The sequence below is a fragment of the Nonomuraea sp. NPDC050022 genome (assembly GCF_044460705.1).
In the GTDB taxonomy this organism is placed as follows: Bacteria; Actinomycetota; Actinomycetes; order Streptosporangiales; family Streptosporangiaceae; genus Nonomuraea.
In genome coordinates, this window is sequence record NZ_JBITKE010000005.1 from 198762 (window position 1) to 224807 (window position 26046).

Genomic DNA, 26046 nt, shown 5'->3' on the forward strand with positions numbered 1-26046 from the left:
ATCAGTCCCTGTCCGGATTGCTGGGCTTGAGCCAGAAGGGCACGGACGGCTCGCCCTCACCGGAGCCGCCGCCACGGCGGCTGCTCGGCAGCCAGAGCGGCGGCGCCTCCGAGGAGCGGCCCTTCGGCTCGTCGGCCGGACGCCGACCACCTGAACCGCCGCCCCCGAACATCCCGCCGCCCGACGACCCACGACTCGCCGACCGGGACCCGCCAGAACCGCCGGAACCCCCCGAACCGCCCGAGCCACCCGAACGACCGGAGCCACTCAGCCAGGACCCACCCGACCCTGACCCGCCCGACCTGGAGCCGCCAGAACCGCCGGAACCACCGAACCGCGTGCCACCCGACCTGGAGCCACCGGAGCCGCCCGCGCCACGCCGTGACGCCCAGCCACCCCCGGAACCTCCACCGAACCAGCCACCTCCACCGGCCCCGCCACTCCCCGCACCGGCGCTCCCGGCACCGGCGTTCCCAGGACCGGCGGCGGACCCGCCTGACGGCCGCGCTCCACCAGGCGACGGAGTGCCACGAGTGCGGGTCGGCGTGCCGCTCAGGTTGAGCGGCGGCGCGGCCCCGGCCCGCGGTGCGGGAACCTGCCGGCCCGCGGCCTTCCCGTCCTGCTTGTCGGTGTTCAGCGGCGCCGCCGTGGCGGGGACCCGGGTGCCGGACGCGGCCACGCCCTCCGCGCTCTCCTGCCCACGGGCCCGCCCCTGGGCGACCGTGGACGCCGCCGCCGCGGTGCCCGCCGACGCGCCCATCGCGGCCGCCTGGATGAGCGGCTCGGCCTTACGCGCACCCCAGCGGCCGATCCTGGCCGCCGCCACCGGCGGCAGCGCCGAGGACGACCGCTCGAGTACGGAGGAGGACGCGGCGTCGCCGAGCATGCGCGTGGTCAGCGTGTGCCCGTTCATCGAGGCGAACAGGTGCTGGAACGGCCGCCGGTAGAAGAACACCGCGATCGTCAGCAGCGCCATGAACAGGATCTGCAGCCCCCACGGCATGGCGGTCGAGATGATCAGCGCATAGCCGTACACCAGCACGCCGAGCACGAGCGCGAGCACGGCCTGCCGGAGCAGCGTGCCGATCAGCATCTCCACCCAGCGCATGGCGATGATCCGCCCGCTGCCCGGATGCACGCCGATCAGCAGGAACACCGGCCCGAGTATGAGCAACAGCAGGAAGCCGACCTTCAGCACCAGCAGCGAGACCGCGACCAGGAAGATGAGCACCCCGGCGACCAGGGCGGCGATCAGCGCGCCGATGGCCACGCCGAGCCTGCTGGTCCAGTCACGGCCGGAGAAGATCATGTAGCGGGAGTCGTTCTTCAGCTTCTCGGCGATCTCGGCGTACTTGGCCTGATGCGCGCCGACGTCCGGCGCCGGTTGGTTGGCCGTCGCGGCGGGGATCGACTGGGTCTCCAGCATCGTACGGCCGAAGTCGCGCACGATCGGCTGGTTGGGGTCGGCGGTGCCGAACAGGCCCATCAGCCACGGCTTGCAGACCAGCGTGGACCACAGCGCCTCGGCGTTCTGGTCGACCCCGGGCGTGCCGGTCTGGCCGTAGCCGCCCGCCTTGACCTGCGGGTTCGTCTGGCCGGGGCCGGGCAGGCAGGAGGCGCCGCCCGCGCCGGGCAGGCCGGAGAAGGCGGAGTTGACGACCTCGCCGGTCTTGTCCGTGACGATCGTGCCGAGGCCGGTGAAGTCGCCGGGCCGACTGAAGAACCAGGTCGCGACCGTGACCGCGAGCACCATCCAGATCACGCCTTCGGCGGTGGTGGTGGCCCGCTTGCGGATCAGTCCGTACCAGGCCAGCCAGATGGCGCCGAGGATGACCAGCGGCCGGAGCAACGGCCAGTACATCGCGTTGGACAGGTTCGTCACGATGTCATCGACCACGTCCTTGATGGACTGCAGCGGCCCTTCCGTGGCCGCTGCCTGGTAGGTGGTGATGGTCACCCGGTCGATCGCCTTGGCCCACAGGAAGATCGTGTTGGCCCAGGTGTTGCCGAGCACCGCGGCGAAGTCGGAGCAGCCCAGGTCATAGGTGTGCCAGAACTGGCCGCTCATGCCGAACTGGGCGTAGTTGGTGGTCGGCGCGGCCGTGGCGCCGCCCTCGGGCGCGGGCGGCTGCATCATGCCGTCGGAGCCGCTGCCGATCACCTCGGGCGCGAGCGCGCCGGACAGGTCACACGGGGCCGCGGCGGCGGGTGAGAGCGAGCCCACCACGATCGGCACCACGAGGATGCCCACGAGCAGGGCCAGAGCGAGCGCGAGCCGCCTGGGTAGCCGGATCTTCATGACCGCACCTCCTGCGCTCTGCCGCCCACTCCCCCTTGAAGATCATGATGCCCGTTGTCGCTGGGTTTGTCGTGTGTCGGATTGGTGTCGAGCCAGCGGAGCAGGTCTTCGGAGATCAGGTCTACTCCGATGCGGCCCGCCCTGCCATCCAGATCACGGAAAATGCATTCGCCGTTGCCGAGCGATCTCAGCACCGCCTTGTGCTCTTCCGATGCCTCCACGCCCAGCAGGGACATCACGTGATCGACCTCCACCCGCTCGGTGGACCTGAACGCGAAGACCGAGGACAGACAGTTGGTGACCTGCTCGTTCAGCAGGTCGCCGGCATTCTGTGAGACGAGCACCAGCGCGGTGTTGCGAGAACGACCCATGCGGCTGACCTCCGGCACCAGCTTCGCACCCTCGGGCGTGGACGTGATCGCCCATGCCTCGTCCAAGAAGATCGCCTTGGGCGCGCGGCGGTCCAGGCTGTTCATCAGCCGCCGGGCGAACTGGGAGACCAGGTAGAGCAGTGCTACCGACAGCCGCTGCTCATAGGAGTAGTCGTCGCGGCCCGTCGCCACGTCGGGCAGCGTCAGGCCGCCGAGCGTGAACACGGTCGTCCAGCCCTCGGTGTCGACCTGGTCGCCTCCTGAGGGATCGAAGCAGAGTTTGGCCAGCCGCATCTCCGACATGGAGCGGAGTACGGCGCCGAGGTTCTTGGAGGCGGCGTCCGTGGACTGCTCCAGGAACTCCACCACCTTGCCGAGCGACGGGTCCACGCCGTTGGAGACAGCCGCGACGGCCTGGATCATCGCCGACTCGCGTTCCTCCGACATCCGGGGCAGCAGCAGGCGCAGCGTCTCGGTGGCCATGGTCTTCTTGGCCGCGATGTCGTCGCCGAACGAGAACGGGTCGAGCAGACCGGGCGCCGCCGAGCCGAGCGGGATGACGCGGGCCTTGCGCTCGCGCTTCTGCAGCAGCTGCACCAGCGACTCGGCGTCGCCCTTGGGGTCGATCACGGCGACGGTGACGCCGCGCAGCGCCATCTGGTAGATCATCAGCAGCGCGAGCGTGGTCTTGCCGCCACCGGGCTCGCCAGTGATCGCGATGGCCGTCGGCCGGTTGCGGGTGGCCGCGACCAGCGGGTCGAAGTGCACGATGCTGCGGGCCCTGCCGACGGTCTCCCCGATGTACGGCCCGAGCCAGCCCTCGCTGCCGTCGCCCAGCCGGTCGCCCAGGTCCACGGTCGCCGTGGCCATGCCGCCGGCGATCGTCCGCAGCGGCTGCCGCTGGGCGTAGGCGTTGACCCTGACCTTCTCGCCCGGCAGCGCCTCGCAGAACAGCGAGAACTGGTCGCCCGTCGAGCTGACCACGTCGATGCCCATGTCACGGTAGTGCTCGACGACCGCTTCGACCCGTTGTACGCACAGGTCCTCGGTCGGGGCCGACACGATCAGCCGGTGCCAGCCGTACACGAAGGGCAGCCGCTCCTTCGTGATGCCGTGCTCCAGCATGCGGGCCGCGTCGATCTGCTCGGCGAGCGCGAGCGGCGCCTCCGCGCCGGCCTCGCGGATGTGGATGTCCATGTCGCGCGCGTGCGCGAGCTTGCGCGCGACGTCCTTCGACGCCTTGACCGGCGGGATCAGCCGCATCCTCGACGAGATCTCGACGGGGAAGGGCAACTGGTCGGCGAAGTGCAGCCACGGCTCGCCGTCCGGGAACGGCATGATGTCCGGGAAACGGGCGAACGACAACTGCGCCACATAGGAGTCGCCCTGCGGCTGCACGATACGCAGCAGCGACCTGCCGTTGTGGATCTCTCCCTCGACCAGCGACTCGATCTCGCCCTTGCCCCAGCGCCGCTTCGGGCTCGCCGACGGCGGCGGATCGCCGAGCGCGCCCGCGGCCGAGTGCTGGAACAGCCACGCCACCTCCACAGAAGTGGCGTGCCTGGCGTAGAGGGCGCTGGAGGCGAGTGCCCGGCCCAGCCGTTCGGCCTGCTCGGTCCATCTGCCGATCTCGCCGTCCGGCACATGGTCGTCCTCGAGCCCGAGTGCCTTCTCCGTACGCTGATAGAAACCGAACAACTGCCCCAGCACGCCCGCGCCCACCTGCTTGCCCCGGGGACCGAGGCGGACACCGATGTAGACCTCCTTGGACCAGAAGTCCTTGGCCCAGACGTGCCGGTACATCTCCTCCAGATAATCGCGCCAGCCCGACCCTTCGTCGGAGGTGGCGTTGAGCGCCATCGCCCATTCGGCCGCGGGATAGGTGCGGTGCGCGACCCTCAGGTGTACCTCGGCGTCGGGCATCCGGATCGTGGCCAGCGCGATCGTGATGTTGGTGGCCAGCGCCTCACGCTCTTCGGGCGTGACGAACTCGTAGCTGATCGTCGGAAGTCGGAAATACGCCCATGCGCAGGTGTTGGTGAGCAGGATGCGGTCGTCGAAATAACGGACCGCCAGGCGCTGATGCGCTCGGGACCCCCTGCTCATGCCGCCCCCTCGGCGCATGAACAAGTCAGACCTGCTCGCATGTTCACTTATCGCTCACCGATTCTCGTGCCCGGGGGGTCACTCGCCAACTCCTCTTCGCTCGGACGGACCGTCTGTGCCGCAAAGCCCGCGACCACGACCCCGGCGAGGGCGAGGTAGGCCCGCCGCCCGGCCGCGCGCAACTGCCCAGGATCGACCACCCCGTCGCCGCCCGGCGCCAGGTCGTCCTCCCAGGGGACCCTGACGATGGCCCGGCACCTGCCGCTGGCCACCGACTCCGCCTGCTCGACATCGGCCATCGAACGCCTGCTCACGCCGTTGACCACCATGACCGCCCGCCTGCGCAGGTCCGCGCAGCCGTGCCCGTCGAGCCACTCGTACGTCATCGCCACCGCCTCGGGCGCCTCCTCACTCGCGGGGACCACCAGGACCAGCTGGTCGGCGTACGGAAGCACGCGAGCCGCGAGCGCGGCGGCCGGGTCCATGACGGCCAGCTTGTAGTGCCGGTCGAGCAGGTGCATGGCCTGGCCCAGCCGGTGATCGGAGAACAGCGTCCGGTCGGACAGCCGCTGCTCGGCCTCCGCGTCGGTGTCGGCGCCGATCACCTCGAGGCCCGACCCGGTGCGGGTGGTGTAGCCCCGCATGGTCAGGTAACCGCTGACCCGCTCCAGCCCCGCCAGCAGCGAGGCCAGCGTCTCGGGGGTCTCCGGGTCGATCCTGCTGGTCAGGGTGTTGCCACCGATGTTGGCGTCGATGGCCACGACCCGGTCGTCGCGATATTGGGCGAAGGTGTGCCCCAGCATCAGCGCGGTCGTGCTCTGCCCGGCGCCACCGGTGCAGCCGAGCACCACGACGCGGCGACTGCCGCCGAACACCGCCCGCGTCCGGGCCTCGTCGATCTCCGATCCGTCGGTCCGCACGCTGCCGCCGCCGACGACCACCTGCGCGATCCGCCGCCAGCCACCGGAGTCGCGACCGACCACGGACTCGACCCGCCGCACCCGCTCGCCCGGCGTGGGCCCCTGGGTGATCTGCCTGGCCGCGGGCGGCCGCACGACCTGCTCGCTCTGCCCGCTCTCGAACGGCCCGATGCCCGCTGCCTCGTCCGCGTACGACCTGTTGGCCGCTGCCTCGTCCGCATACGCCCTGTTGGCCGCTGCCTCGTCCGCATACGCCCTGTTGGCCGCTGCCTCGTCCGCATACGTCCCGCTGTCGCGGTCGCTTGCCGACGCGGCTCGCTCGCCCTTCGCGGAGCCGGTCCCTTGACGGCCTCGCTCGCTCTTCGCCGGGCCGTTCTCCTGACGGACCCGCTCGCTCTTGGCGGGGCCGATCTCGTGGACGGAGGCGGTGGTCTCGGGCCCTTGGAGGGCCGCGGTGGTCGCGGACTCGTCGCGTCCCACGGGAGCCGTCCCGGCCTTCTGGGCCTCGTCGTCGCGCGTCACCGGCCGGATGAACCGCACCGGCTTGCTGTCGGGGCTGAGCGGCGGCCACAGCCGTTGCACATCCGGGAACACCAGCGGCGGGCTCTGCCTGGGCGGCTTCCCCTTCCTGTGCTGATCCCGCGCCACCTCATCCGCCCCGGCCGCACGCACCTCCTCGGGACCGGCCACACGCACCTCATCCGCCCCGGCCGCACGCACGTCCCCGGAACCGGCCACACGCACCTCGTCCGCCCCGGTCGCGCGCATGTCCCCGGGACCGGTCGCACGCACCTCTTCGGGGTCGGCGCCGTCGCCTCGCCGCGATCCCTCACTCCGGCCCACTCGCGAGGACCCGCCCGCCTCCGCCACTCCACCAGCCACGGCCTCACGAGCCGCGGCTTCGGTGTGCGGCGCCTCAGCGCTGGTCACGTCTTCGGAGGGAGTCACGTCAGCGGAGGTCACGTGAGCGCGCGCTGCCTCAGCGCGGGCCGCGTCGGAGGGGGCTACCTCAGAGGGAGCCGCCTCAGTGCGGGCCGCCTCAGCGCGGGTCGCCTCGCTGGACGCCGTCGTGTCGGCGCTCGCCGCCAGCCTGCGCAGCCGCCGCAGCGCCTCCGTGTCGATCGGCTTCCCGGCCTCTCGGGCGACGTCTTCGCGGCCCTCATCCCCCTGTACGGCGATCAGCGGCCGCTCTGTAGGCCGTGAACCGCTGTCAGCGGTCTTGCCCACCCTCGGCCCCACACCCGATGTCTTGTCCGCCGACGAGCCCGCCTTGGCCGGCCGTGAGCCCATCGCGAGTGTCTTGTCCGGGAGCACGGAGGGCTCAGGCTGGAGTACGGGCGGCTGGACCGCGAGCTCGGTGCCCAGGGCGGGCGCGGTGCCGCGGCGCGTGACCGAACCCCAGCCGGGTCGGGCGGGCCTGGGCTCGGCGACCGGGGCCTGGGCGGCCGCCGCGGCGGCGGCTGCGACCGCGGGGCGGACCTGGCGCGGGCCGGTAACCGGCTCGGCGCCGACGGCTCGCCTGGGCTCGGTGGCGAACTCCAGCGCGGCGCGGCGCTTGCGCTGGGGCTGGCGTGCCTTGCGCGGCGCCTTGACCCGCTTGGGCGTGACCCGCCAGACGCGTCCCGCGAAGGTGACCGTCTCGGGCTCGGAAGTCGGCGCCATCCGGCACCAGGCCCGCGGCTCGCCCACGTAGCGCAGTTGCGACTGCAGGAGCTCGGTCAAACGCTTGCTCTCGATCACCGGGCGGGTGGACAGCCAGGTGACTACACCCGGTGGCACCAGGTAAAGCACATGCCATGGTGCGGCGAAAGGGATGTGCAGGAGCATGAGGAGCAGGGACCATGGAGCCAGCACGCCGACGAACACGCCGATCCACACGATCGGGAGGGGCATCGGCAGCCGTAGGTCGTACAGCTTGTAGAGCCGCTTCTCAATTCGCCAAATATTGGTATACGTGGGCAGGTCCACGCGGTCCTCCTCTCCACCCGCTCGTACAATGACCGCCCTTGAGCGGTCTCAACCCTTTACTTGATGCCCAGTGCTCCCGCGATCGCCTTCGCCGTCACCTCGATGATGTTGGGCACGTAGAAGATCACGCCGATGGCGATGGCCAGGATGAGGAACTGCACGAACCTCGTGATCTCGCGCGTGAAGAGGAAGAAGAGCGCGACCACGGAGACGACGACAAGGAAGAGCGGGGCGAAGAAGGCCCGCAGGAAGTTGGCGAGCCCCTCGGAGTCGATGCCGGTGGGGGCGGGCGTTGGCGTCATTTCGATCAGGTTGAGCACTATCGTTTTCAAGATCACTTCTTTGTCCTCCCGGGGGTACCGATCAACAGGGCGTTCGTGCGTCTACCCAACGGCCCGACCGGCACCGCGGATGTCGTCGACGTACCATTTGTCGCCCTGCTTCTCGACGGTGAGGCGATATGCCTGCTCCAGGCGGGCGCCGACCGCGTTGGCGTCGGCGGCGTCCGGTTCGGCCGACGGCGTCGCGCCGCTCGGCACGCTCCACACCACGACCACCTGGATCTCTCGAGTGGCGCCCCCCACAGGCACCACGATGTCCTTGAGCTCGGCGAAGGTGAAGGCGCCGCCGAAACTCGTGATGCTCTTGCCCTGGGCGACATAGCGCTGCAATCCCGTCGTGTCGCCTGAGCCGTAGTTCTTGAAGAAGTCTTCCATCTGCGGCTTGAGCTCGGCGGCGACGGCGTCGTCGTTCTCGGGCTTGGCGAGCTGGGGCAGATCCGCCCGGCCGGGCGCGGGCAGTATGGCGGGCCGGCCGGAGACGACGAAGCTGCCGCCGTCGGCCGAGTAGTAGATCGGGACCGACAGCATCATCCGGCGGGAGCCCGACTGGAAGGCCACGGTGACGATCGCGTCGCTGGCGCTGGTGGCCTCGATGTCGTACGGCTGGATCGCGACGGCGGCCAGCTTGCCGTTGCCGTCCCAGCCCATCTGCTGATCCATGCCGTCCGCCAGGAACGCGGCCAGCTTGCCCGCCCTGCTCTGCGCGTCGGCGGGAGTGAAATTCAGATAGACGCCGGCGAACTGGGCCGCGAACGCCATGCCGCGGTCGGCCGGGAATCCGTGATTGGCCACGGGCGCCTCATTCGGAGCCGCCGCGCCACTCTGAGTAAACCTCTCAAATGGGGCACGGACCCCATTAACCACGATAACTATGATAAGCGCCCAAAGAACGATTCGGCCGGTCCACACCAGCCATCTCCCGCCGGCGCCAGACCAGCCGCCACGGCGCGGCCTGCGGGCAGGCGACACGTCGAAGTCGGCCATGTCATGGCGAGCCGAAAGCTCGGGGTCGCCAGGGATCCGAGGACCCTGCTGGACGGTTGACCTACGAGCCATCACGCCTCCGCTCGCGCCGATCCCCCGGGCTGGCGCGGTGTCGTCCGTTGCCGATCCCCATCATCCGCGGTGAAGCAGTCACCCTACCGGTCTCCGCCATTGTTCCAGGAAAGCCACGCCCATGCTGCAGGCATCGCCGTCCATGGGCAAACCAGGTTGTGTATGCCACGCTGGAGTGCCAACTCTTGTCACTTCCCCTGCCAAATGGGCATTTGACCAGGCCAGAGGCCGGTAATGGCATAGCCCTGCGGCCATGGATTCCTGTCCAAACCAGCCATGGACTCTCTTTGACCTGCGGAATTGGTATAACACGCGAACGGCCGCATGCCCGCCAAGGGGCCTGCGGCCTGGCGCGTGGCGCGCCCTCAGGCGGGCTCTGGGCCCTGTCCCAAGTCGCGCGGTCTCCTGCTACGCAGATCGACCACTGTGGGCGCCACCGACCGCTCCAGCGAACCACGCAGGCCTTCGAGCATCGTGGCGGCGTCCTGCCCACGCACCCGCATGGCGAGCTCTTCGCGCTCGTCCACTTTCCTGCGCAAGTACGCCTCGCGATTGACGCGCAGACCGTACATGAGCTCGACCCGCAACAGTGCGAGCTCCTCTTCGAGGCTGATGCCCGCCAGCGAAGGTGCGGGACGTCGTTTCCGGATGATGCGACGGATCATGAGGGCCCTCCCGAGTCAGCGTAAACGCTGTGACGATTCGACGCGTAGGGGCCCAAAGTGGTTGACAGCTCACTTATCTAAGAATCAGGCGTCGAAGCAGACCTCCCGGCCGCGGTTCGTCTGTCCGCGGCCGGTTATCCACCAGCGGGGCATCGTCGGGTCCGGCTCAGGCTGACCGGGCACCCACCGTCAGGGCGCGCAGTTCCCGTGCCGAAGGCAGGGCGCGGGCCTTCTCCGGCAAGCCGTCGATGATCAGACGGGCCGCTGAGATCACTCGGGTATCGTGTCGCGTGGGGGGTAGTGCGTCGAGGAGTCGCAACGCCTGATGCGTGCCCTCGACGGGATCCGTTCGAGCGTGGAGCGCGGCACCGTGGAGCGCGAGCAGGGTCGCTGTGCGATGCCCCGCCGGGTAGAGACTCTCGGCCGTACGGCGGGCATCCTCGGCGCGCTTGGCGTCCCCCGCGAGAGTGTGGATCAGCGTTCGGTCGTACCACAGCGCACGGCCTTGATGTGGGTCTGCCGAGGAAGACAGCCGCTCGTATGCCTCCTCACTGCGGCGTAGCGCGGTGATCGCCTCAGCGTGACGCCCGATCATTGAAAGGATCATGGCCTCGACTGCGAGAGCGGACACGAGTGGCGCGTTGGGGGCATCTCCCGCGAGACGACGTGCTTCGCGCGCCACGAGAAGCACGCTGTCGAGATCCTCGCCCGGATCATATAGCCGGTAACTCGCTTCCCAGCTTCTCAGCAACGACGCCAGGAGGTCATCACCGGACCGTTCGCTCAACTGCCGGGCTTGTGCCCACCAGCGCTGCGCCTCGCGGCGGTTGCCCAGGTCGAACCACTTGCCACCGATCAGGGCCGCGTGACGCGCGGCGGCATGGGAGAGGTCACGCTGCACGGCATCGGGTTGAGCACGGCCCAGATGCGGAGCCATGTCGGTGTAGTCGACCGCGAGCGCGGCGAGAACGGCGGCGGCCGGCTCGAAGCGTGCTCGCTGCGCGTGGACATCGGCGGCATGTTCCCAGTCGTCGATCATCCCCTGTGACACGCTCGCGCCCGGCACCGGCCGTTGCGCAACAGCCAATGCGTCAGTCAACGAGGTCAGCACAGGAGCCAGCACACCTACAGCGGCGATGGCAGCCGCGTCCCGCATCAGTCGTCTGCGCTCCACATCCTCACCCTCATCCCGTGTTGAGGCGTTTCCTTGGACGGTACCCCTGCGCAGCCGATCGGTATCGGCCATGGCCGCACGAAGCGCGTGGGCCACCAGTTCGCCCCCGGCGCCGAGTTCGGCGTCAAGGGCCGTGATCGCCTCGACGGGCGGGCGGTTCTTCCCCTGCTCCCACTTGGCGATCAATGAGTAGTCCCATCGAATCCGCCCGGCAAGGTCACGCAGGCTCAGTTCGTGCCGTTCGCGCCATGCCCGCAGAGCACAGCCGAACTCCTGCCAGGTCGTTGAAATCGTCGATGTCGATTGTCTGATCACGGCTGCCTCGCGATCCGTTGCACGCGTTGCACCGACCCCAGAGCAACGCTACGTGTCTTGTCCAACACGCTGAGTCGCTTCAACTATGGCACCAGTCAGCGCTACGTAAAGCGGAACCCCGCAGGCGGGCAGGCCATACGGGGTTCCTTGATCGCAAAGGAGTTGCGATCCATGGACGATGCTAAGACCGCTACGCCCGAACCGACGATTCCCGGTTGGCGGCTGATCCTCAGCGACAGGGGCCGCTTCTGGGCCGTCCGCCGTGAGGCGTTCCCTCCGGACGCGTTGCGCGCAGGGGCGGAGCCCACTGTGGACGCCGACACCTTCGACGCGCTGAAGGTCGAGGTCGCCCGGCAGGAAGAGATCGCCGAACGGGTGGACTCATGATCCGGCGACGCCCTGCCCGCGCCCCCGGCCGCCACCGTAAGGGCCAGGCTCACACGAAGGCGTACCGCCGCCTGTGGGATGGCCCGGCCCCCGCCGAGGCCGAACTACTCGATCAGGCATGGCCCGGCTGGAGCGTGCTCTACAGTCTCGGCAACCGCCGTTTCTACGCCATAGCGGCCTGGCCGGCACCGAGCCCGTTGATCGTCGAAGACGACACTCCAGAGGGCTTGGAGGAGCGGATGCGCGAGGCAGAGTCGGCCTTCACCTGGTACGCGCCCCCCATCCCTCCCCAGAGCAGGCACGTCCGAAGACCGGCCACTCTGGAGCTCAGCTGCCATAGAGGATGAGCAGATCGACCAGGGGGAGGCCGTCACGGCGGTCGGCCAGGGTGGCGATCCGCCGCTCACAGCGGCCAAGCGGTCAGCAATTCGCCAGGGCCGTAGGCGGCATCGAGCCCCGGGCAGTCGACTCCGCTGCGCGAGACAGCCACGACCGGAACGGGTTCGTCGGTGAGCGCGGCGCGGTGCCGGTGGAGGGCTGCCAGGTCGTGCCGGTCGAACGGGGATTGCTCCAACCACTTGATGGAGCCGACGAAGAGCGGTTCCTTGGCGATGGGGGCGCGGTCCGCCCCGACGATGTCGATCTCGATGTCGTTGGTGCGCGTCCAGTAGCCGCCCACCACAGGGGCCCCGGGCAGCCGGTCGTCCGGCAGTATCCGGGCGAGCGCCTCGCGGACGAGCGACTCGACCGCCCGGCCGCGCCAGCTGGTCCAGTTGTCCCGGATCCGCGCCAAGGCCAGATCTCCCCGTCCCCGCTCGATCTCCTGCATGGAAGGACCGAGTAGATGCAGCCAAAACCGCAGGTACGGATCCGTCACCCGGTAGCGGCGATCCTTCGACGGGCGCAAGGACACGGGCAGCTCCGCGGCGATGATCCGCTTGTTTGCGAGCAGTTCCAGCGCTCGCTGCAGCGGCGTGGCGCCGATCCCGCCGACCGCGCGGGCGATGTTGGCGAAGGTACGCTCGCCACTACCGATCGCCGCCAGCACCGCGCGGGCCTGAGCCTGCGGCGGGAACTCCGCGGCCAGCGAGCGCTCGGCGGACACCAGCAATGCCGAGACCGGATCGTTCAGCGCCTCGCCGAGGAAGTCCCACAATCCCGCGCCGTGCGGCCACTCCGCGCAGATCAGCGGCAGCCCGCCGGTGACCAGCGCGGCGTCGAAGGCTTCGGCCGGGCTCAGTCCCAGCATCCGCCCGACCTCGGCGGGGTTCAGCGGCCCGAGCACCATCTCCCGGCCACGCTGGTGGAAAGGGCGTCCGTAGCTGTTCAGCGCCTCCATCATCGACAGATCTGAGCCGATGAGGACCAGCAGCACCGGCTTGGTCTCCAGTCCCCGGTCCCAGGCCCGCTGCAGCATCCCCTCAAAGGCGCCATCGGCATCCATCAGGTACGGCACCTCGTCGATGACCAGGACGCTGACCCGGTCGGCGGGCAGCGCCGCGGCCAATACATCGAACGCCGTATCCCAGCTCTCCGGCCGCGCGGCGGCCACCAACTGCGCGAGAGGCAGCGTCGACGCCCGGGCGTCCCGGGCCAGCCGCGCCAGATCGACCTCCGCCGACGCACCAGTGGCCGCATAGAACAAGAACGGTGCCCCGGCACGCTCCACGAACTGCTCGACCAGCCGCGACTTGCCCACGCGGCGTCGTCCGCGCAGCATCACGCATCGACCGGGCCGCTCCCCTCCGATCCCAGCCGCCACCTTCCGCAGCTCTCGCTCCAGCGTCGCCAGCTCCTGCCGACGCCCTACGAAATCCACCACGCCCACTCACCTACTCCCTCAGCGCTCTCGGCGCATGTTAGTAACATTAATGTTAGTAACATCAATGTTAGCAATGTCGTATCGGCGCGGGAAAGCGCCAGAGGCCCGACATCGCGAAGCCGGACCCCATCTGACCTGCGTACTTACAGAAGGCGGCGTCGTGGAATCGCGCCTGAACCCTGGAGCGGAACTCGCCCGTTAAGGCACCCGCGCTTGCCTCGCCCGAAGACTGATCGCTCTTGGAGTCAGTCGCCGTAGAGGGTGAGCAGATCAACCAGGAGGAGGTCGTCACGGCGGTCGGCCAGGTCGACTAGGTCGGGGTGGAAGCCATGCAGGGAGTACAGGGCCAGAGTGGTGGCGGCGGTGTCGTACCCCTGATCTGCGAGCAGGCCACGAATGCGTTCCAGGCGCTCCAGGTCACCGGTCCCCCGGCGGGCGACCGTCGCCTTGGCCTCACCGAGGAGCGCGATCCTCGCCCGGGGGGCCTGCGGGCCCTCGCCGGCGGCCAGGGCGATGACGTCGACCTCATGCTTCGTGCGGGCGGCCTGGTCGGCGACCTCGGTGGTGCCGACTGGACCGGGCAGTCCACCGGGCAGCAGGGTGGAGGCGTATCGGCGAGTGAAGGCACGGGCCAGGTCCTCGAAGTGCGGTCCGAGGATCTTGGAGTTGAAGGTCGGAGCGGCCTGCTGCCACACCTGCTCGGCGAATCCCTGCTCGACGGCGGCGGCCTGCGGGAGAGTGATGAGCTGGTTGAAGCGGATAACGGGGTCGGCGAGGGTGATGACGGGGTGCCTGGAGCGGAGGATGTCCTGTTCCCGCCGGATGTAGCCGGTGGATTCCAGCACTCCGAGGGGGTGAGCGACGGCGTTGCGCGGGCGCTCCAGGGCAGCACCGATCTTGCTGGGGGTGGTGGCGCCCCGCGCGATCGCGGTGAGGATGTCGTAGTACAGGGTGTGCTGCGTGATCCTCGGGTCCTCGCGCAGCAAGTGCTCGGTCTCGGTGCGCGAGTACACCGCACGCCCCGGATCGAGCAGCGTCCGGGTCAGCCAGGCGTCGAAGCCGTCGTCCGGATGCGGACGGGCAGCCACCGACCGGTAGCCCGGGGCCCCGCCGAGGACCGCGTGCACCTTCAGCGCGGTCAACGGGTCATCGATCCGCCAGAAGGCCCGGCTGTCCCGATAGCCGAAGGCACCCAGTCGCAGATCGACCACCGCACGTCCGCGCAGCGGATTGGTCCCCGAGAGCAGTTCGTGCATGACACTCATCGCGGAGCCGCACAGGATCAATCGCGGGCCCGGCCCGGCACCGGGCAGGGCGCCGCGCTGGCGCTCGTCGTAGAGCTGCTGCAGCAGTCCCGGGATTTCGGGCGAGTGCTGGAGCAGGTACGGCAACTCGTCGATCACCAGGAGCGGGTGCGACGAACGGGCGGTCACATCAAGGGCGTTGGACAGGACGTCACGCCAGTCGGTCAGGCGCAGGCTCCCCGGCCGCAGACCGGCGTGGGTGGCGACCGCGTCACTGAACCGCTGGATCGCGGGCAGCCGCCCTTCCTCTCGCACGGCTGTGACATACAGGCCGCCGACCTGCTGGGACAAGGCCTGCAGAAGGTACGACTTCCCATGCCGCCGCCGCCCGGACACGATGCCGAGCCGCATCGCCGGGTCCGGATCGGTGAGGAACTCCGCGAGCAGGCCCCACTCCCGGTCCCGATCGACGACGTCATCCGGCTTGGTCGGCAGGCTCGTCTTCACTGCCCCTCCAGCATCTCGACTGCGACGGAATTCGTCTAAGTCTACTTCGACGCAATCCGTCGTACTGGGATTCACCCCTGAGCCGCGACAGCCGGGGTCGGAGGTCCGGCGGGATGCCGCGACCGAGGGAAACCCTCGGCTTCAAGGGCCCATCGCACCCACCGAGCCCGCGCGCTTCGGGGGCAGACTCGGGCAGCGTCGGGCCCAGCGAGGGAGCCGGCTCAGTCTGCCCTGGGGTCGAGCAGTTCGATTCCCGTCTGCACGAAGTCCTTGATGTTGCGGGTCGCGCACGCGGCCTTGTGGGACCGGCAGATCGCAGCGATCTGGGCGTCTGCCGTGCTGATGGGCAATCCGGCCTGTTCGCGCACACGAGGACGTCGGCGTAGTGCGCTGCCGCCTCTTCGTCGAACGACAGCACTGCCCTGGTCTCCCGGTAGGGCTGCAGCGCGAATTCGATCGTCGCGCTTTGCGCCGACCTGCGCTTGCTGTCTGGGAGACCACGCACGCCGGCCAGAAGCTCGGCGAGCGTGACGGAGGTGATGGCCACATCGCCGGCGAGAGACTCCAGCCATGCCACGACGCGGGCATCGGGCTTCGGTCGGAAGATCTCCGAGATGACGTTCGTGTCAAGGACGATCACTCGAAGTCCACCGCTCGCGCGACGTCGCTGCGCTCAGGGATAACAAGATCGCCGATCCCGCCAGCCTCCTGCGCGGCCCGCATGAGCGCCAGGCCGATGTGGGGCCGGCGCGCGGCCTTCGTAAGGATGTCGCGGACCTCGGCTTCCATGGAGCGGCCATGCTCCTTCGCCTGAACGGCGAGCTGCTTCTTTACGGACTCCTCGAGCCCGCGGACGACGATGGATGACATCAGAACCACCTCCTCAGCCGATATCAGTCATGATCGCACTCGGGTCGTATCAACCAACAGTGAATCGGCTGACCGCCGCGCGGGCCCCTCTCAGTGGCGAGCGACCGGACTCAGGAACCGACTCCGCGCGCGACCAGCCACTCCCGTGCGCTTCTGGCCGTGGAGCGGAGCTGCGGATGCTCCTGCACGAGTGAGGTGGAAGACCACATCCCCGCCGCGTGCAGCGGATGCGGGAAACCGCTGTCGGCCGAGGAGAGTGTCGGCTATTCGCGCCGTCAGGTACGTGACATTCCCCTGGTCACCATGACGGTGACCGAGCACCGGGCGCATCGCTGCCGGTGTGGCGGGTGCGGCCACCTCACCGGCGCGGACCTGCCGCGGACGGTGGCGGGCGCGCCGTCGTCGTACGGGCCGAACCTCCGCGCGCTGGCTGCCTACCTGCTGGTGTTCCAGCTCACCGAAGCAGCGTAGCCGCTAACCCCGCGCGCTGACCGAAGTCAGCACGCTGCGGACTCTGCGCCGACCGCAAAGGCCGCCCAACCCACTCCGCCACAGGTCAGACGGACTTTCGCCACACGTATTAGACGTTGAAGCGGAACTCCACCACGTCTCCGTCGCGCATGACGTAGTCCTTGCCCTCGATGCGGGCCTTGCCCACCGAGCGGGCGCTGGCGATGGAGCCCGCCTCGACCAGATCGTCGAACGAGACGACCTCGGCCTTGATGAAGCCGCGCTGGAAGTCGGTGTGGATCACGCCGGCGGCCTCGGGCGCGGTGGCGCCCTTACGGATCGTCCAGGCCCTGGTCTCCTTGGGGCCGGCCGTCAGGTAGGTCTGCAGGCCGAGCGTCTCGAAGCCCACTCTCGCCAGCTGCGACAGGCCGGACTCCTCCTGGCCCACCGATTGCAGCAGCTCCAGCGCCTCCTCGTCGTCGAGCTCGACCAGCTCCGACTCGATCTTGGCGTCGAGGAAGACCGCCTCGGCCGGGGCGACCAGGGTGGACAGCTGCTCCCTGAGCGCGGAGTCGATCAGCTCGTCGGCGTCGAGGTTGAACACGTAGAGGAACGGCTTGGCCGTCAGCAGGTGGAGCTCGCGCAGCTCCTCGCGGTCGAGGCCGCTCTCGAAGATGGTCTTGCCGGTCTCGAGCACGGCCAGAGCGGCCTCCGCGGCCTCCAGGGCGGCCTTCTTGTCCTTGTTGTGGCGCGCCTCCTTCTGCAGGCGCGGCACGGCCTTCTCGACGGTCTGCAGGTCGGCCATGATCAACTCGGTGTTGATGGTCTCGATGTCGCGCTTGGGGGAGATCTCGCCGTCGACGTGCGTGACGTCGGGGTCGGTGAAGACCCGGATCACCTGGCAGATCGCGTCGGTGTCGCGGATGTTGGCGAGGAACTGGTTGCCCCGCCCCTGCCCCTCCGAGGCGCCCTTGACCAGGCCGGCGATGTCGACGAACTCCACCTTGGCGGGCAGCACCTTCGCCGAGGAGAAGATCTCGGCCAGCTTGGGCAGCCGGTCGTCGGGCACGCCCACGATGCCCACGTTGGGCTCGATGGTGGCGAACGGGTAGTTCGCGGCTAGGGCGTTGCCGGTCTTGGTCAACGCGTTGAACAGCGTGGACTTGCCTACGTTGGGCAAACCGACAATGCCGATGGAGAGGCTCACGTTCGCTGAGTTTACTTGCTCACAAGACTCAGGCAGGTCACGGGCCGATAGGCGCCCCGAGCCTCCAGGTAGCGCTCGGAGCTGCCCGGGCAGCTCGCGGCGGACTCGGCGAAGGCGGTCACCCGGGCCCAGGCCCTCGGCGACGCGCAGGCGACCCGGTCGATCGCCGACCTGGTCACGGCGCCGGGGCCCGGCTCGGCCACGCACATCCCCCGGCCGAGCACCTTGCCGCCGCGGCCCAGGCAGATCACGGCGTCGCCGGACGGTGTGCCGGGTGCCGGACCGTCCAAAGTCAGCGTGTCGAGCGTGGTCACGGGGCAGCTCGACGGCGAACGGACGAGAGCGACGGCTCTGCCGTACCAGCCTGATCCCGCACACGGCCGCTCGCGGCCGTCGAGCGCGACGCAGTCGCCCGGTCTGAGCACTCCCCCGCCACCGCCCGGCGCGCCGGGGTGCGGTTCGAGGAAGTTGCGTACGCAGGCGGCGCGCCCTCCGTCGATGCGCAGAACGTCGTCGACGTCGTCGGGGCAGGCGCCCGGCCCCGGCGGGTCTGCGGACAAGGCGACCACCTCGGCGTCGCCGCCGTTGCAGGGCGTCAGGTCGTAGCGTTCGGCGGATCGGCGTACGCACGCGCCGGCCTCCCACCGCAGCGCCGGCCGGGGGTTCTGGGCGGCGACGGGGCGCGGGGAGCCGGCGCGGACGACCACCACCGCCAGCGCGACCACGCCGGCCGCCACGGCGAGCGCCGCCACGAGCGACAGCGTCGGCCGCCATCGGGTAATCATACAAGTACTGTGGGTGACTGATGATGAGGCGCACAAGCGGAATGCCCAAGCGTGTCGGAGAGATCCGCGATCGATGACCTGCCATCATCGTTGGAGTGGACAGCGAAGGAGTGGATGTCGTCTCGCTTCTCATCGGCCTCGCCGTTGGGTTGGCCATCGGGTTCATGATCGCCCGCACCCGGGCGGCGGTGCGGCTGGCCGAGTCCGACGCCAAGGCCAGATCGGCCGCCGACAAGCTCGTCTACGTCGAGGAGCAGCTCGCCGAGCGCTTCCAGGCGCTGTCCACCCGGGCGCTCGACGTCAACAACCTCCGCTTCCTGGAGCTGGCCGAGACCCGGCTGGCCGCCAGCCGCGCCGAGGCCAGCGGCGACCTCGACCAGCGCAGGCAGGCGGTCGAGCACCTCGTCGAGCCGCTGAAGGACGCGCTCACGCGGGTGGAGGCCCAGCTGCGCGACACCGAGTCGGCCCAGCGCGCCGGCCGGGCCGAGCTGGCCAAGCAGATGGAGTTCGTCCGGCAGAGCAGCGCGGAGCTGCGTTCGCAGACCATGGCGCTGGTCCGGGCGCTGCAACGGCCCGAGGCGCGTGGCCGGTGGGGCGAGCTGCAGCTGCGCAGGGTCGCCGAGATCGCCGGGATGCAGCGCTACTGCGACTTCGACGAGCAGGTCACCGAGGGCGCCATGCGGCCCGACATGATCGTGCGGCTGGCCGGCGGCAAGAACATCGTGATCGACTCCAAGGTGTCACTGGCCGCCTATCTGGAGGCCGCGGAGGCGTCCGACGACTCGCTGGCCACCGTGCGGCTCGACGCGCACGCCAGACACGTACGCGAGCACGTCGACCGGCTGGCCGCCAAGACGTACTGGCAGGGGTTCAACCCGTCGCCGGAGTTCGTGGTGCTGTTCATCCCCGGCGAGGCGTTCCTGGCGCCCGCGCTGGAGCGGGATCCGGCGCTGCTGGAGTACGCGATGACGCGCCGCGTGCACATCGCCACCCCGACCACGCTGATCACGATGCTGCGCACCGCCCAGTACGCCTGGCAGCAGGCCGCGCTGAGCGAGAACGCGCGCGCGGTGTTCGAGCTGGGCAAGGAGCTGTACGAGCGGCTCTCGTCGTTGGGAAGGAATGTCGAGTCCCTGGGCAAGTCCCTGACCCGGGCCGTCGAGGCATACAACAAGACTGTGGGATCGCTCGAAAGCCGCGTGCTGGTCAGCGCGCGCAAGCTGCACGATCTGGGCGTCGTCGACCGCGAACTCGACGCTCCGGAGATGCTGGAGGGCCTGCCCAGGCCGCTGGCCTCGCCCGAACTGCTGGAAACCTCGTCTCTGATCTCGCACGCGAACGGTAAGTTGGCCAACGGGTCGCAGTAAGGGGGCGGGGGCCAATGAGTGAGAGAGGCAAGCGATCAGCCGTCAGGCTGACCGCTCGCGGTGCCATCGCGCTCGCCTTGATCGCCACACTGGCGGCCTATGTCGTGGCCGCCGTGATCAACCTGCCGATCGTGGTCGGGCCGGTGTTCGTGGTGGCGAGCCTGCTCGGCGTGCTCCTGGTCAACCCGCGCGAGCTGTTGTCGCTGGTGGTGACGCCGCCGCTGGTGTTCTTCGTCGCGACGTTCTTCGTCGAGCTGGGCCGGGCGTTCGGCGCGCTGTCGATCATGCAGTCGCTCTTGGTCGGTCTGTTCAGCTCGTTGTCGCGTGGGGCGCCCTGGCTGTTCGCGGGCTCGGCGATCGTGCTGGTCGTCGCCTGGCGTCGCGGGCTGCGCGACAACGTACGGGATCTGCGCGAGGAGCTGCGGGCGGGCGCCGAAGCGCCGCGCCCGCGCCAGTCGTTCGTACCGGAGCCTGAGGGCTACTTCGAGCCCAAGGTGTACGGCACGGCGCGCACCGAGGAGTAACCCGGGCGCCGGGAACTGACCAAGCCGCCGGGAACGCCGAGCGCCCGACCAGGCCCGGACCCGCCGGACACGCCGACGAGGTTGAGTGCGTCCGAGGTCAGGAGGCTCGAAGGTCCTTGCGGAGCTCGTGCGGCAGTGCGAAGCGCACGCTCTCGTGGACCGGCTCGACCTCCGCGACGTCGTCGAACCCGTGCTCGGCCAGCCGGGCCAGCACCTCGGCGACCAGCTCTTCCGGCACCGAGGCGCCACTGGTCACGCCGACCGTGGTCACGCCCTCGAGCCACTCGTCACGGATGAAGGTGGCGTTGTCGACCAGGTAGGAGGCGTCGGCGCCGTAATCCTTGGCCACCTCGACCAGGCGCTTGGAGTTGGAGGAGTTTTCCGACCCGACCACGATGACCAGCTGCGACTCGGCGGCGATCTCCTTGACCGCGACCTGGCGGTTCTGCGTCGCGTAGCAGATGTCGTCGCTGGGCGGGTCGATCAGCGTGGGGAAGCGTTCCTTGAGCTTGGCCACCGTCTCGTTGGTCTCATCGACCGAGAGCGTGGTCTGCGACAGCCAGACCAGCTTGGACGGGTCCTTGACCTGGATCCGGTCGACGGAGTCGAGGCCGTCGACGAGCTGGATGTGGTCGGGCGCCTCACCGGCGGTGCCCTCGACCTCTTCGTGCCCCTCGTGCCCGATCAGCAGGATGTCGTATTCCTGGCCAGCGAACCTCTTTGCCTCGTTATGCACCTTGGTGACCAGCGGGCAGGTAGCGTCGATCGTGCGCAATCCGCGTTGCCTGGCCTCGTTGTGCACCGCGGGTGAGACACCGTGGGCCGAGAACACCACGATCTCGCCCTCGGGCACTTCTTCGGTCTCCTCGACGAAGATCGCGCCTCTGGCCTCCAGCGTCTTGACCACGTGTGTGTTGTGGACGATCTGCTTACGCACGTAGACGGGCGCACCGTACTGCTCCAGTGCTTTCTCGACCGCCACCACGGCTCGATCGACTCCGGCGCAGTAGCCGCGTGGCCGGGCTACGAGGACTCGGCGGGAAGTGGGGGTCTGGGGCTCCATACTTCTTATGCTACGTGGAGCGGCCAACAGGCCCGCGCGTGCGTGGTTGCCCGCCGTGCCAGACTGGCCGTCCAATACAGACCTCCCAGGGAGACGTCATGTCCCTCAGCGACGTGATACGCAACATCACGAAGACCATCACCAACAAGGACGAGCTGAAGGAGAAGGCCAAAGACCTTCCCCTCCTCGTGATCCAGACCACTTTGAGCGCGGCCGGTCAGGCGCTGCTGCTCGTCGACCGGATGAAGAACTCGATCAAGGGAATCGGCGGCAAGGAGGACAAGGAGGCGGACCACGACTCCCGCCCGTCCGCCGCCGACCAGGTGACGCCGCCCGTGACCGCGGACGAGGAGGTGGCGAAGCCCGCTCGCAAGGAGCCGGTCATCTTCGCGCCGCGCCCCACGCCGTCCGACACCCCCGCGTCCAACGGCTCCCCCAAGACCAAGCCGGACCCGGTCATCTTCGCCCCGGCGGCCAAGCCGAAGCCCGAGGCCACCACCACCGAGACCGCCGCAGAGGCTGCTGCCGCGCCCGCCCCGGTGACCGCCCCCGAGCCGGTGGCCGCGACCGTTGAGCCCGCTGTCGCGCCCGAGCCCAAGACCGTGCCGGAGCCCGCGTCCGCCACCGTCGAGCCCGCTGTCGCCCCCGAGCCGGTGGCCGCGTCTGAGGCCGCGACCGTTGAGCCCGCTGTCGCGCCCGAGCCCAGCGCCGTCCCTGAGCCCATCGCCGTCCCTGAGCCCAAGATCGCGCCCGAGCCCGAGGCCGCCACCGTCGAGCCCGCTGTCGCCGCCGAGCCGGTGGCCGGAGCGGAGCCGGTCGCCGCGCCGGAGGCCGTCGAGGTCAAGCCCGCGCGGGCCACCAAGCCGCGTACCCCTGCCAAGCCCCGGGCCGCCGCCAAGCCGAAGGCCGCCCCCAAGGCCAAGGCCGCCACGGAGACGGCGACCGCCACCGAGGCAGAGGCGACCACCGAGGCGGAGGCAAGCCCCAAGGCAAAGGCCACCCCCAAGCCGAAGGCGACTCCCAAGGCGAAGGCCACCGCCGAGGCAGTGGCAGTCACCGAGACGAAGGCCGCCACCGACCTGGCCGAGCCGCTGCCCGGCTACTCCGAGCTGACCGTCGCCTCCCTGCGCGCCAGGATGCGCGGCAAGTCGGCCGAGCAGATCACCGAGCTCATCGCGTACGAGCAGGCCACGAGCGGGCGGCCCGAGGTTGTCCGGATGTTCGAGAACCGCCTGGTCAAGCTGCGGGCCGGGGAATAAGTCGTCCTGGCACCGTAGTCTTCCGCCATGACCTCGAAGACCTCGCCCGAGTCTCCGCTGCCGATCCGCACCGTCCTGCAGATGGTGGGCGGCTGGATCGGCAAGCTGGGCACGGTCTGGGTCGAGGGCCAGATCACCGATCTGAGCGCGCGTGGCGGCACGGTGTTCATGACGCTGCGCGACCCGGTGGCCAACGTGTCGGCCCGGGTCACCGCCCCGCGCGGCGTCTACGAAGCGACCATGCCCCGCCCGGCCGACGGCGCGCGGGTCGTGGTGCACGTCAAGCCCGACTTCTGGGTCAACAAGGGCTCGTTCGCCTTCACCGCGCTGGAGATCAGGCCGATCGGCGTGGGCGAGCTGCTCGCGCGGCTCGAACGGCTGCGCCAGCTGCTGGCCGCCGAGGGCCTGTTCAACGCCGACAGGAAGCGGCGGCTGCCGTTCCTGCCCGGCACGGTCGGGCTGATCTGTGGCCGCGACTCGGCGGCGGAGCGCGACGTGCTGGAAAACTCCAGGCGCCGCTGGCCGGCCGTGCGGTTCAAGGTCGAGGAAGTGGCCGTACAGGGCCCGTACGCCGTGGGCGAGGTCACCGAGGCGCTGCGTAAGTTCGACGCGGACGCCGAGATCGAGGTGATCGTCATCGCCCGTGGCGGCGGCTCCCTGGAAGACCTCCTGCCGTTCTCCGACGAGACGCTGGTGCGCTCCGTGGCCGCCTGCCGCACTCCTGTCGTGAGCGCGATCGGCCACGAGCAGGACAGTCCGCTGCTCGACCTGGTGGCCGATGTGCGGGCCTCGACACCGACCGACGCCGCCAAGAAGGTGGTGCCCGACGTGGGCGAGCAGCTAACACTGGTGCGGCAGCTGCGCGACAGGGGTCGCAGGGTGCTCGGCGGCTGGCTCGACCGGGAGATGTCCTGGCTGACGTCGGCGCGCTCCCGGCCCTCGCTGGCCGACCCGGTGCGCGAGCTCGAACGCCGGGCCGAGCAGGTCGAGGCGCTCCGCGACCGGACCAGACGCTCGCTGGGTGGCTCGCTCGACCGCGCGGAGGACTCGCTGTCGCATCTCCGCGCCCGGCTCGTCGCCCTTTCACCCGCCGCCACGCTCGAACGCGGCTACGCCATCGTCCAGGATCCGTCCGGGGAGGTCGTCCGGCTGGCCAAGGACGTGGCTCCCGGCTCCCTACTGACGATCCGGCTCAGCGACGACCGCCTGACTGTCCGTACGGAAGATCCCACCAAACCCCGCAAGCCTCGCAAGAAGGCTTCCGACGAAACCGCCTGAAACGGCTTGCCTCATGTCCTGATCGCCTGGGTCAGGGTGTCGAATCCGGCCTTGATCTCCTCGATCGACATGCCACGTTCGTCCCGCTGGTATCGGAGCAGATGGGCGTTGATCGGCGCCAGCAGCGCGTCGGCCAGGAAACTCGCGCCTTCCGGGCGTACCTGGGCGAGGAGCCCGGCCAGGTGAGTGTGATGCGCCCGGTACGCCCCACTCAGCTGCGCGGTCGGCGGCCCGAGCAGCAGGAACAGGTCCATCTGCGCCACCACCCGATCGATCAGCGCGTGCAGGAACGCCCTGATCCGCTCGGCAGGAGGCGCGCCCGGCCCGATCGGCGGCGGCCCGTGCAGGAAGTCCTCTTGGAAGCGCCGCTCGCGGTCGTCGATCAGCGCCAGCACCAGCCCCGCCCGATCCCCGAAGCGACGGTAGACGGTGCCGACTCCCACGCACGCCTCACGGGCGACCTCGTCGAGGGAGAGCCGGCCGATACACCCGTCGGCGACCATCTTGGCGGCCACCTCGATGATCTTCTGCCTGTTGCGGGCCGCGTCAGCCCGTTCGGGCTGGGGCTGCCCGATGATCGGCAGGGATCGGCGCTCGCACACAGACTGAGCATAAACGTGGTAAACGGAAATTTCTCCGGCTAGGCTTTGGCTGCCATAAATGGAGAAATTTCCGATTCGAGGAGCGATCATGGCGAACGACTTCAACGAGCAGATCATCGCCGAGTTCCGTGCCAACAAGGGCAAGGTCGGGGGCATGTTCGAGGGTGCCAACCTGGTGCTTCTGACGACCACGGGCGCCAAGAGCGGCAAGCGCACGACCAGCCCGGTGATGTACTTCGAGGACGGTGACCGCTACATCGTGATCGCCTCGTACGCCGGCGCGGACCGCCACCCGGCGTGGTACCACAACCTGGTCGCCAACCCCGAGGTGACCGCCGAGATCGGGACGGAGACGTACGAGCTCACGGCCGAGGTCGTGGGCGAGGAAGAGCGCGACAGGCTCTATGCCCACGTGGTCTCGATCGCCCCGGGTTTCGCGGAGTATCAGGAGAAGACCACCCGCCGCATCCCGGTAGTGGCCCTCCACCGCTCCGCCTGACGAGCATCAGCGGCCAGAACGAGCGTCGTCCGACTGCGGGGTGGCTAGAACGGGGCGTCGTCCGACTGATTGGTGGTGGGGTCGGCGCGGCGGGCCATGGCGGCGGCGAGCTTCACCCGGGCGCCCTGCAGCCACTCCTCGCAGATGGCGGCCAGCTTCTCGCCGCGCTCCCACAGCTCGATCGACTGCTCCAGGGTGAGCCCGCCCGTCTCCAGGCGGCGCACCACCTCGGTCAGCTCCTCGCGGGCCTGCTCGTATGAGGGTGCCTTCTCTTCTGCCACGGGCACCACCCTAGGGTCAGGCACCGACATCCCGCGCCCTGGCCCGCCGAGGAGCCCCGGCGAGGAGCGGCTCAGCCCATCGCCACGCGTCAGCCCTTCGCCTCCGAGTCGGGGGTGCGGGTCAGCTCGTCGGCTTCGGTCGCTGCTGCAGGATGGCGGCCAGTTCGCCCAGTTCGGTCCAGTCGGCGGTGCCGGTGACGACCAGTGTGACCTCGGGCAACACCCGGATCAGCGAGCGCTGTTTCTTGTCCTCGCGGAAGCGCTGCTCCCAGGGCTGCCCGGCCACCTGCTGAGTGCCCACGGCCCGGTTGGAGTTGGCCATCCGGTCGGCGAACCCGGCGGCCGGCTTCTCGTCGCTCTGCACGAACATGGCGTGCTGCCTCTTGGCCGTCGCATAGCCCAGGTAGAGGACCTTGGCCCCGCCGGAGCCCTTGGCGATCCTGTTGCTGTTGGGGATCCAGCCCGCCGGGTCCTTCGCGGGCGCCCACACCTGGTAGGGCACGTCATGCCCGAAGTTGGCGACGGTGATGGAGTAGTCGAGCTTGGGGATGTGCTCCTCCCGGCTCTGCGGCGTGACCAGCAGAAACAGCCCTACCCCCACAAGACAGACGAGCAGGGCTACCGCGTAGCCGTAGAAACCTTCCGTGAACCGTCGCACAACTGGCGAGATTACCCGCTGGTGGTGC

General features: G+C 69.5%; 25 protein-coding genes and 1 pseudogene. 8 read left to right on the plus strand and 18 right to left on the minus strand.

Annotated elements, in window-relative coordinates; translation table 11 throughout:
• Window position 1: 1 nt before the first annotated feature.
• The 7 genes from ACIBO2_RS22400 to ACIBO2_RS22430 all read right to left on the minus strand — a co-directional run bounded on the left by ACIBO2_RS22400 (window position 2) and on the right by ACIBO2_RS22430 (window position 11215).
• Complete coding sequence (locus ACIBO2_RS22400) at window positions 2-2299, minus strand: type IV secretion system protein (RefSeq protein WP_358541449.1); 2298 nt, start codon at window positions 2297-2299, stop codon at window positions 2-4.
• The gene (locus ACIBO2_RS22405; protein WP_358541452.1) at window positions 2296-4776 is read right to left on the minus strand and encodes an ATP-binding protein; all 2481 of its coding nucleotides are present in this window, start codon (window positions 4774-4776) and stop codon (window positions 2296-2298) included. Before ACIBO2_RS22405 ends, ACIBO2_RS22400 begins: the two co-directional genes overlap by 4 nt.
• A gap of 47 nt (window positions 4777-4823) precedes the next feature.
• Entirely contained in the window at window positions 4824-7664 is a 2841-nt protein-coding gene (locus ACIBO2_RS22410; protein WP_397298828.1) for a TcpE family conjugal transfer membrane protein, read from the minus strand.
• A gap of 56 nt (window positions 7665-7720) precedes the next feature.
• On the minus strand, window positions 7721-7966 hold the full coding sequence (locus ACIBO2_RS22415) for a hypothetical protein (protein ID WP_357652102.1): 246 nt from the start codon (window positions 7964-7966) through the stop codon (window positions 7721-7723).
• Between the two features lie 81 nt (window positions 7967-8047).
• Window positions 8048-8797, minus strand: coding sequence for a conjugal transfer protein (locus tag ACIBO2_RS22420; protein WP_358541458.1), 750 nt, complete (start codon window positions 8795-8797; stop codon window positions 8048-8050).
• Between the two features lie 629 nt (window positions 8798-9426).
• A complete protein-coding gene (locus ACIBO2_RS22425) occupies window positions 9427-9726 on the minus strand; it encodes a hypothetical protein (protein WP_358541460.1) in 300 nt (99 codons plus the stop codon).
• 166 nt (window positions 9727-9892) lie between these two features.
• Entirely contained in the window at window positions 9893-11215 is a 1323-nt protein-coding gene (locus ACIBO2_RS22430; protein ID WP_358541464.1) for a helix-turn-helix transcriptional regulator, read from the minus strand.
• Between the two features lie 171 nt (window positions 11216-11386).
• Between ACIBO2_RS22430 and ACIBO2_RS22435 the strand changes: the two genes are divergently transcribed.
• Window positions 11387-11602 carry a hypothetical protein gene (locus ACIBO2_RS22435; RefSeq protein WP_358541467.1) on the plus strand — a complete coding sequence of 72 codons (216 nt, stop codon included), beginning with the start codon at window positions 11387-11389 and terminating at the stop codon, window positions 11600-11602.
• The gene (locus ACIBO2_RS22440) at window positions 11599-11949 is read left to right on the plus strand and encodes a hypothetical protein (RefSeq protein WP_397298833.1); all 351 of its coding nucleotides are present in this window, start codon (window positions 11599-11601) and stop codon (window positions 11947-11949) included. Before ACIBO2_RS22435 ends, ACIBO2_RS22440 begins: the two co-directional genes overlap by 4 nt.
• 56 nt (window positions 11950-12005) lie before the next feature.
• Here the strand turns inward: ACIBO2_RS22440 and ACIBO2_RS22445 are convergent, their stop codons facing one another.
• From ACIBO2_RS22445 to ACIBO2_RS22465, 5 genes and pseudogenes are all read right to left on the minus strand, one after another.
• Window positions 12006-13424 carry an ATP-binding protein gene (locus ACIBO2_RS22445; protein ID WP_397298836.1) on the minus strand — a complete coding sequence of 473 codons (1419 nt, stop codon included), beginning with the start codon at window positions 13422-13424 and terminating at the stop codon, window positions 12006-12008.
• A 245-nt stretch (window positions 13425-13669) separates the two neighbouring features.
• Window positions 13670-15175 (minus strand): ATP-binding protein, encoded by a 1506-nt coding sequence (locus ACIBO2_RS22450; protein ID WP_397298840.1) that lies wholly within the window; start codon window positions 15173-15175, stop codon window positions 13670-13672.
• 221 nt (window positions 15176-15396) lie between these two features.
• Window positions 15397-15543 (minus strand): hypothetical protein, encoded by a 147-nt coding sequence (locus ACIBO2_RS22455; protein ID WP_397299911.1) that lies wholly within the window; start codon window positions 15541-15543, stop codon window positions 15397-15399.
• 65 nt (window positions 15544-15608) lie between these two features.
• A pseudogene (locus ACIBO2_RS22460) lies at window positions 15609-15815 on the minus strand (PIN domain-containing protein); the annotation flags it as partial.
• Window positions 15812-16045 carry a FitA-like ribbon-helix-helix domain-containing protein gene (locus tag ACIBO2_RS22465; RefSeq protein ID WP_397298843.1) on the minus strand — a complete coding sequence of 78 codons (234 nt, stop codon included), beginning with the start codon at window positions 16043-16045 and terminating at the stop codon, window positions 15812-15814. The pseudogene ACIBO2_RS22460 and the gene ACIBO2_RS22465, both read right to left, overlap by 4 nt.
• A 195-nt stretch (window positions 16046-16240) precedes the next feature.
• Between ACIBO2_RS22465 and ACIBO2_RS22470 the strand changes: the two genes are divergently transcribed.
• Complete coding sequence (locus tag ACIBO2_RS22470) at window positions 16241-16516, plus strand: IS66 family transposase zinc-finger binding domain-containing protein (protein WP_358541484.1); 276 nt, start codon at window positions 16241-16243, stop codon at window positions 16514-16516.
• Between the two features lie 109 nt (window positions 16517-16625).
• Here ACIBO2_RS22470 and ychF read toward each other — a convergent pair whose 3' ends face one another.
• Both ychF and ACIBO2_RS22480 read right to left on the minus strand, forming a co-directional pair.
• Complete coding sequence (gene ychF / locus ACIBO2_RS22475; RefSeq protein WP_357944103.1) at window positions 16626-17702, minus strand: redox-regulated ATPase YchF; 1077 nt, start codon at window positions 17700-17702, stop codon at window positions 16626-16628.
• 11 nt (window positions 17703-17713) lie between these two features.
• Window positions 17714-18487 (minus strand): hypothetical protein, encoded by a 774-nt coding sequence (locus ACIBO2_RS22480; protein ID WP_358541487.1) that lies wholly within the window; start codon window positions 18485-18487, stop codon window positions 17714-17716.
• A gap of 164 nt (window positions 18488-18651) precedes the next feature.
• Here ACIBO2_RS22480 and ACIBO2_RS22485 point away from each other — a divergent pair, with 164 nt between their 5' ends.
• Window positions 18652-19854, plus strand: a complete 1203-nt coding sequence (locus ACIBO2_RS22485) for a DNA recombination protein RmuC (RefSeq protein ID WP_397299889.1) — start codon at window positions 18652-18654, stop codon at window positions 19852-19854.
• A 14-nt stretch (window positions 19855-19868) separates the two neighbouring features.
• The gene (locus tag ACIBO2_RS22490; protein WP_357944099.1) at window positions 19869-20378 is read left to right on the plus strand and encodes a DUF6542 domain-containing protein; all 510 of its coding nucleotides are present in this window, start codon (window positions 19869-19871) and stop codon (window positions 20376-20378) included.
• 97 nt (window positions 20379-20475) lie between these two features.
• On the opposite strand, the gene ACIBO2_RS22495 is transcribed toward ACIBO2_RS22490, so the two are convergent.
• On the minus strand, window positions 20476-21441 hold the full coding sequence (locus ACIBO2_RS22495) for a 4-hydroxy-3-methylbut-2-enyl diphosphate reductase (protein WP_358541493.1): 966 nt from the start codon (window positions 21439-21441) through the stop codon (window positions 20476-20478).
• Window positions 21442-21539: 98 nt separating this feature from the next.
• On the opposite strand from ACIBO2_RS22495, the gene ACIBO2_RS22500 reads away from it, so the two are divergent.
• Window positions 21540-22700 (plus strand): hypothetical protein, encoded by a 1161-nt coding sequence (locus tag ACIBO2_RS22500; protein ID WP_358541497.1) that lies wholly within the window; start codon window positions 21540-21542, stop codon window positions 22698-22700.
• A 27-nt stretch (window positions 22701-22727) separates the two neighbouring features.
• Window positions 22728-23978: an exodeoxyribonuclease VII large subunit gene (gene xseA, locus ACIBO2_RS22505; RefSeq protein ID WP_358541501.1), complete on the plus strand. Its 1251-nt coding sequence runs from the start codon at window positions 22728-22730 to the stop codon at window positions 23976-23978.
• A gap of 11 nt (window positions 23979-23989) precedes the next feature.
• On the opposite strand, the gene ACIBO2_RS22510 is transcribed toward xseA, so the two are convergent.
• The gene (locus ACIBO2_RS22510) at window positions 23990-24580 is read right to left on the minus strand and encodes a helix-turn-helix domain-containing protein (protein ID WP_358541505.1); all 591 of its coding nucleotides are present in this window, start codon (window positions 24578-24580) and stop codon (window positions 23990-23992) included.
• An 88-nt stretch (window positions 24581-24668) separates the two neighbouring features.
• Between ACIBO2_RS22510 and ACIBO2_RS22515 the strand changes: the two genes are divergently transcribed.
• Window positions 24669-25079, plus strand: a complete 411-nt coding sequence (locus tag ACIBO2_RS22515; RefSeq protein ID WP_358541508.1) for a nitroreductase family deazaflavin-dependent oxidoreductase — start codon at window positions 24669-24671, stop codon at window positions 25077-25079.
• Window positions 25080-25123: 44 nt separating this feature from the next.
• Here ACIBO2_RS22515 and ACIBO2_RS22520 read toward each other — a convergent pair whose 3' ends face one another.
• Window positions 25124-25390, minus strand: coding sequence for an exodeoxyribonuclease VII small subunit (locus ACIBO2_RS22520; RefSeq protein ID WP_358541511.1), 267 nt, complete (start codon window positions 25388-25390; stop codon window positions 25124-25126).
• Between the two features lie 91 nt (window positions 25391-25481).
• Window positions 25482-26018 (minus strand): DUF4245 domain-containing protein, encoded by a 537-nt coding sequence (locus ACIBO2_RS22525; RefSeq protein ID WP_397298852.1) that lies wholly within the window; start codon window positions 26016-26018, stop codon window positions 25482-25484.
• Window positions 26019-26046: the final 28 nt, after the last annotated feature.

What these genes read in the sequence shown, in the direction of transcription:
- ACIBO2_RS22400 (WP_358541449.1), bottom strand. Translation starts at nt 2,299, where the DNA reads ATGAAGATCCGGCTACCCAGGCGGCTCGCGCTCGCTCTGGCCCTGCTC.
- ACIBO2_RS22465 (WP_397298843.1), bottom strand. Translation starts at nt 16,045, where the DNA reads ATGTCATCCATCGTCGTCCGCGGGCTCGAGGAGTCCGTAAAGAAGCAG.
- ACIBO2_RS22405 (WP_358541452.1), bottom strand. Translation starts at nt 4,776, where the DNA reads ATGAGCAGGGGGTCCCGAGCGCATCAGCGCCTGGCGGTCCGTTATTTC.
- ACIBO2_RS22520 (WP_358541511.1), bottom strand. Translation starts at nt 25,390, where the DNA reads ATGTCGGTGCCTGACCCTAGGGTGGTGCCCGTGGCAGAAGAGAAGGCA.
- ACIBO2_RS22440 (WP_397298833.1), top strand. Translation starts at nt 11,599, where the DNA reads ATGATCCGGCGACGCCCTGCCCGCGCCCCCGGCCGCCACCGTAAGGGC.
- ACIBO2_RS22515 (WP_358541508.1), top strand. Translation starts at nt 24,669, where the DNA reads ATGGCGAACGACTTCAACGAGCAGATCATCGCCGAGTTCCGTGCCAAC.
- ACIBO2_RS22435 (WP_358541467.1), top strand. Translation starts at nt 11,387, where the DNA reads ATGGACGATGCTAAGACCGCTACGCCCGAACCGACGATTCCCGGTTGG.
- xseA (WP_358541501.1), top strand. Translation starts at nt 22,728, where the DNA reads ATGACCTCGAAGACCTCGCCCGAGTCTCCGCTGCCGATCCGCACCGTC.
- ACIBO2_RS22495 (WP_358541493.1), bottom strand. Translation starts at nt 21,441, where the DNA reads ATGGAGCCCCAGACCCCCACTTCCCGCCGAGTCCTCGTAGCCCGGCCA.
- ACIBO2_RS22490 (WP_357944099.1), top strand. Translation starts at nt 19,869, where the DNA reads ATGAGTGAGAGAGGCAAGCGATCAGCCGTCAGGCTGACCGCTCGCGGT.
- ACIBO2_RS22425 (WP_358541460.1), bottom strand. Translation starts at nt 9,726, where the DNA reads ATGATCCGTCGCATCATCCGGAAACGACGTCCCGCACCTTCGCTGGCG.
- ACIBO2_RS22480 (WP_358541487.1), bottom strand. Translation starts at nt 18,487, where the DNA reads ATGATTACCCGATGGCGGCCGACGCTGTCGCTCGTGGCGGCGCTCGCC.
- ACIBO2_RS22500 (WP_358541497.1), top strand. Translation starts at nt 21,540, where the DNA reads ATGTCCCTCAGCGACGTGATACGCAACATCACGAAGACCATCACCAAC.
- ACIBO2_RS22415 (WP_357652102.1), bottom strand. Translation starts at nt 7,966, where the DNA reads ATGACGCCAACGCCCGCCCCCACCGGCATCGACTCCGAGGGGCTCGCC.
- ACIBO2_RS22485 (WP_397299889.1), top strand. Translation starts at nt 18,652, where the DNA reads ATGATCGCCCGCACCCGGGCGGCGGTGCGGCTGGCCGAGTCCGACGCC.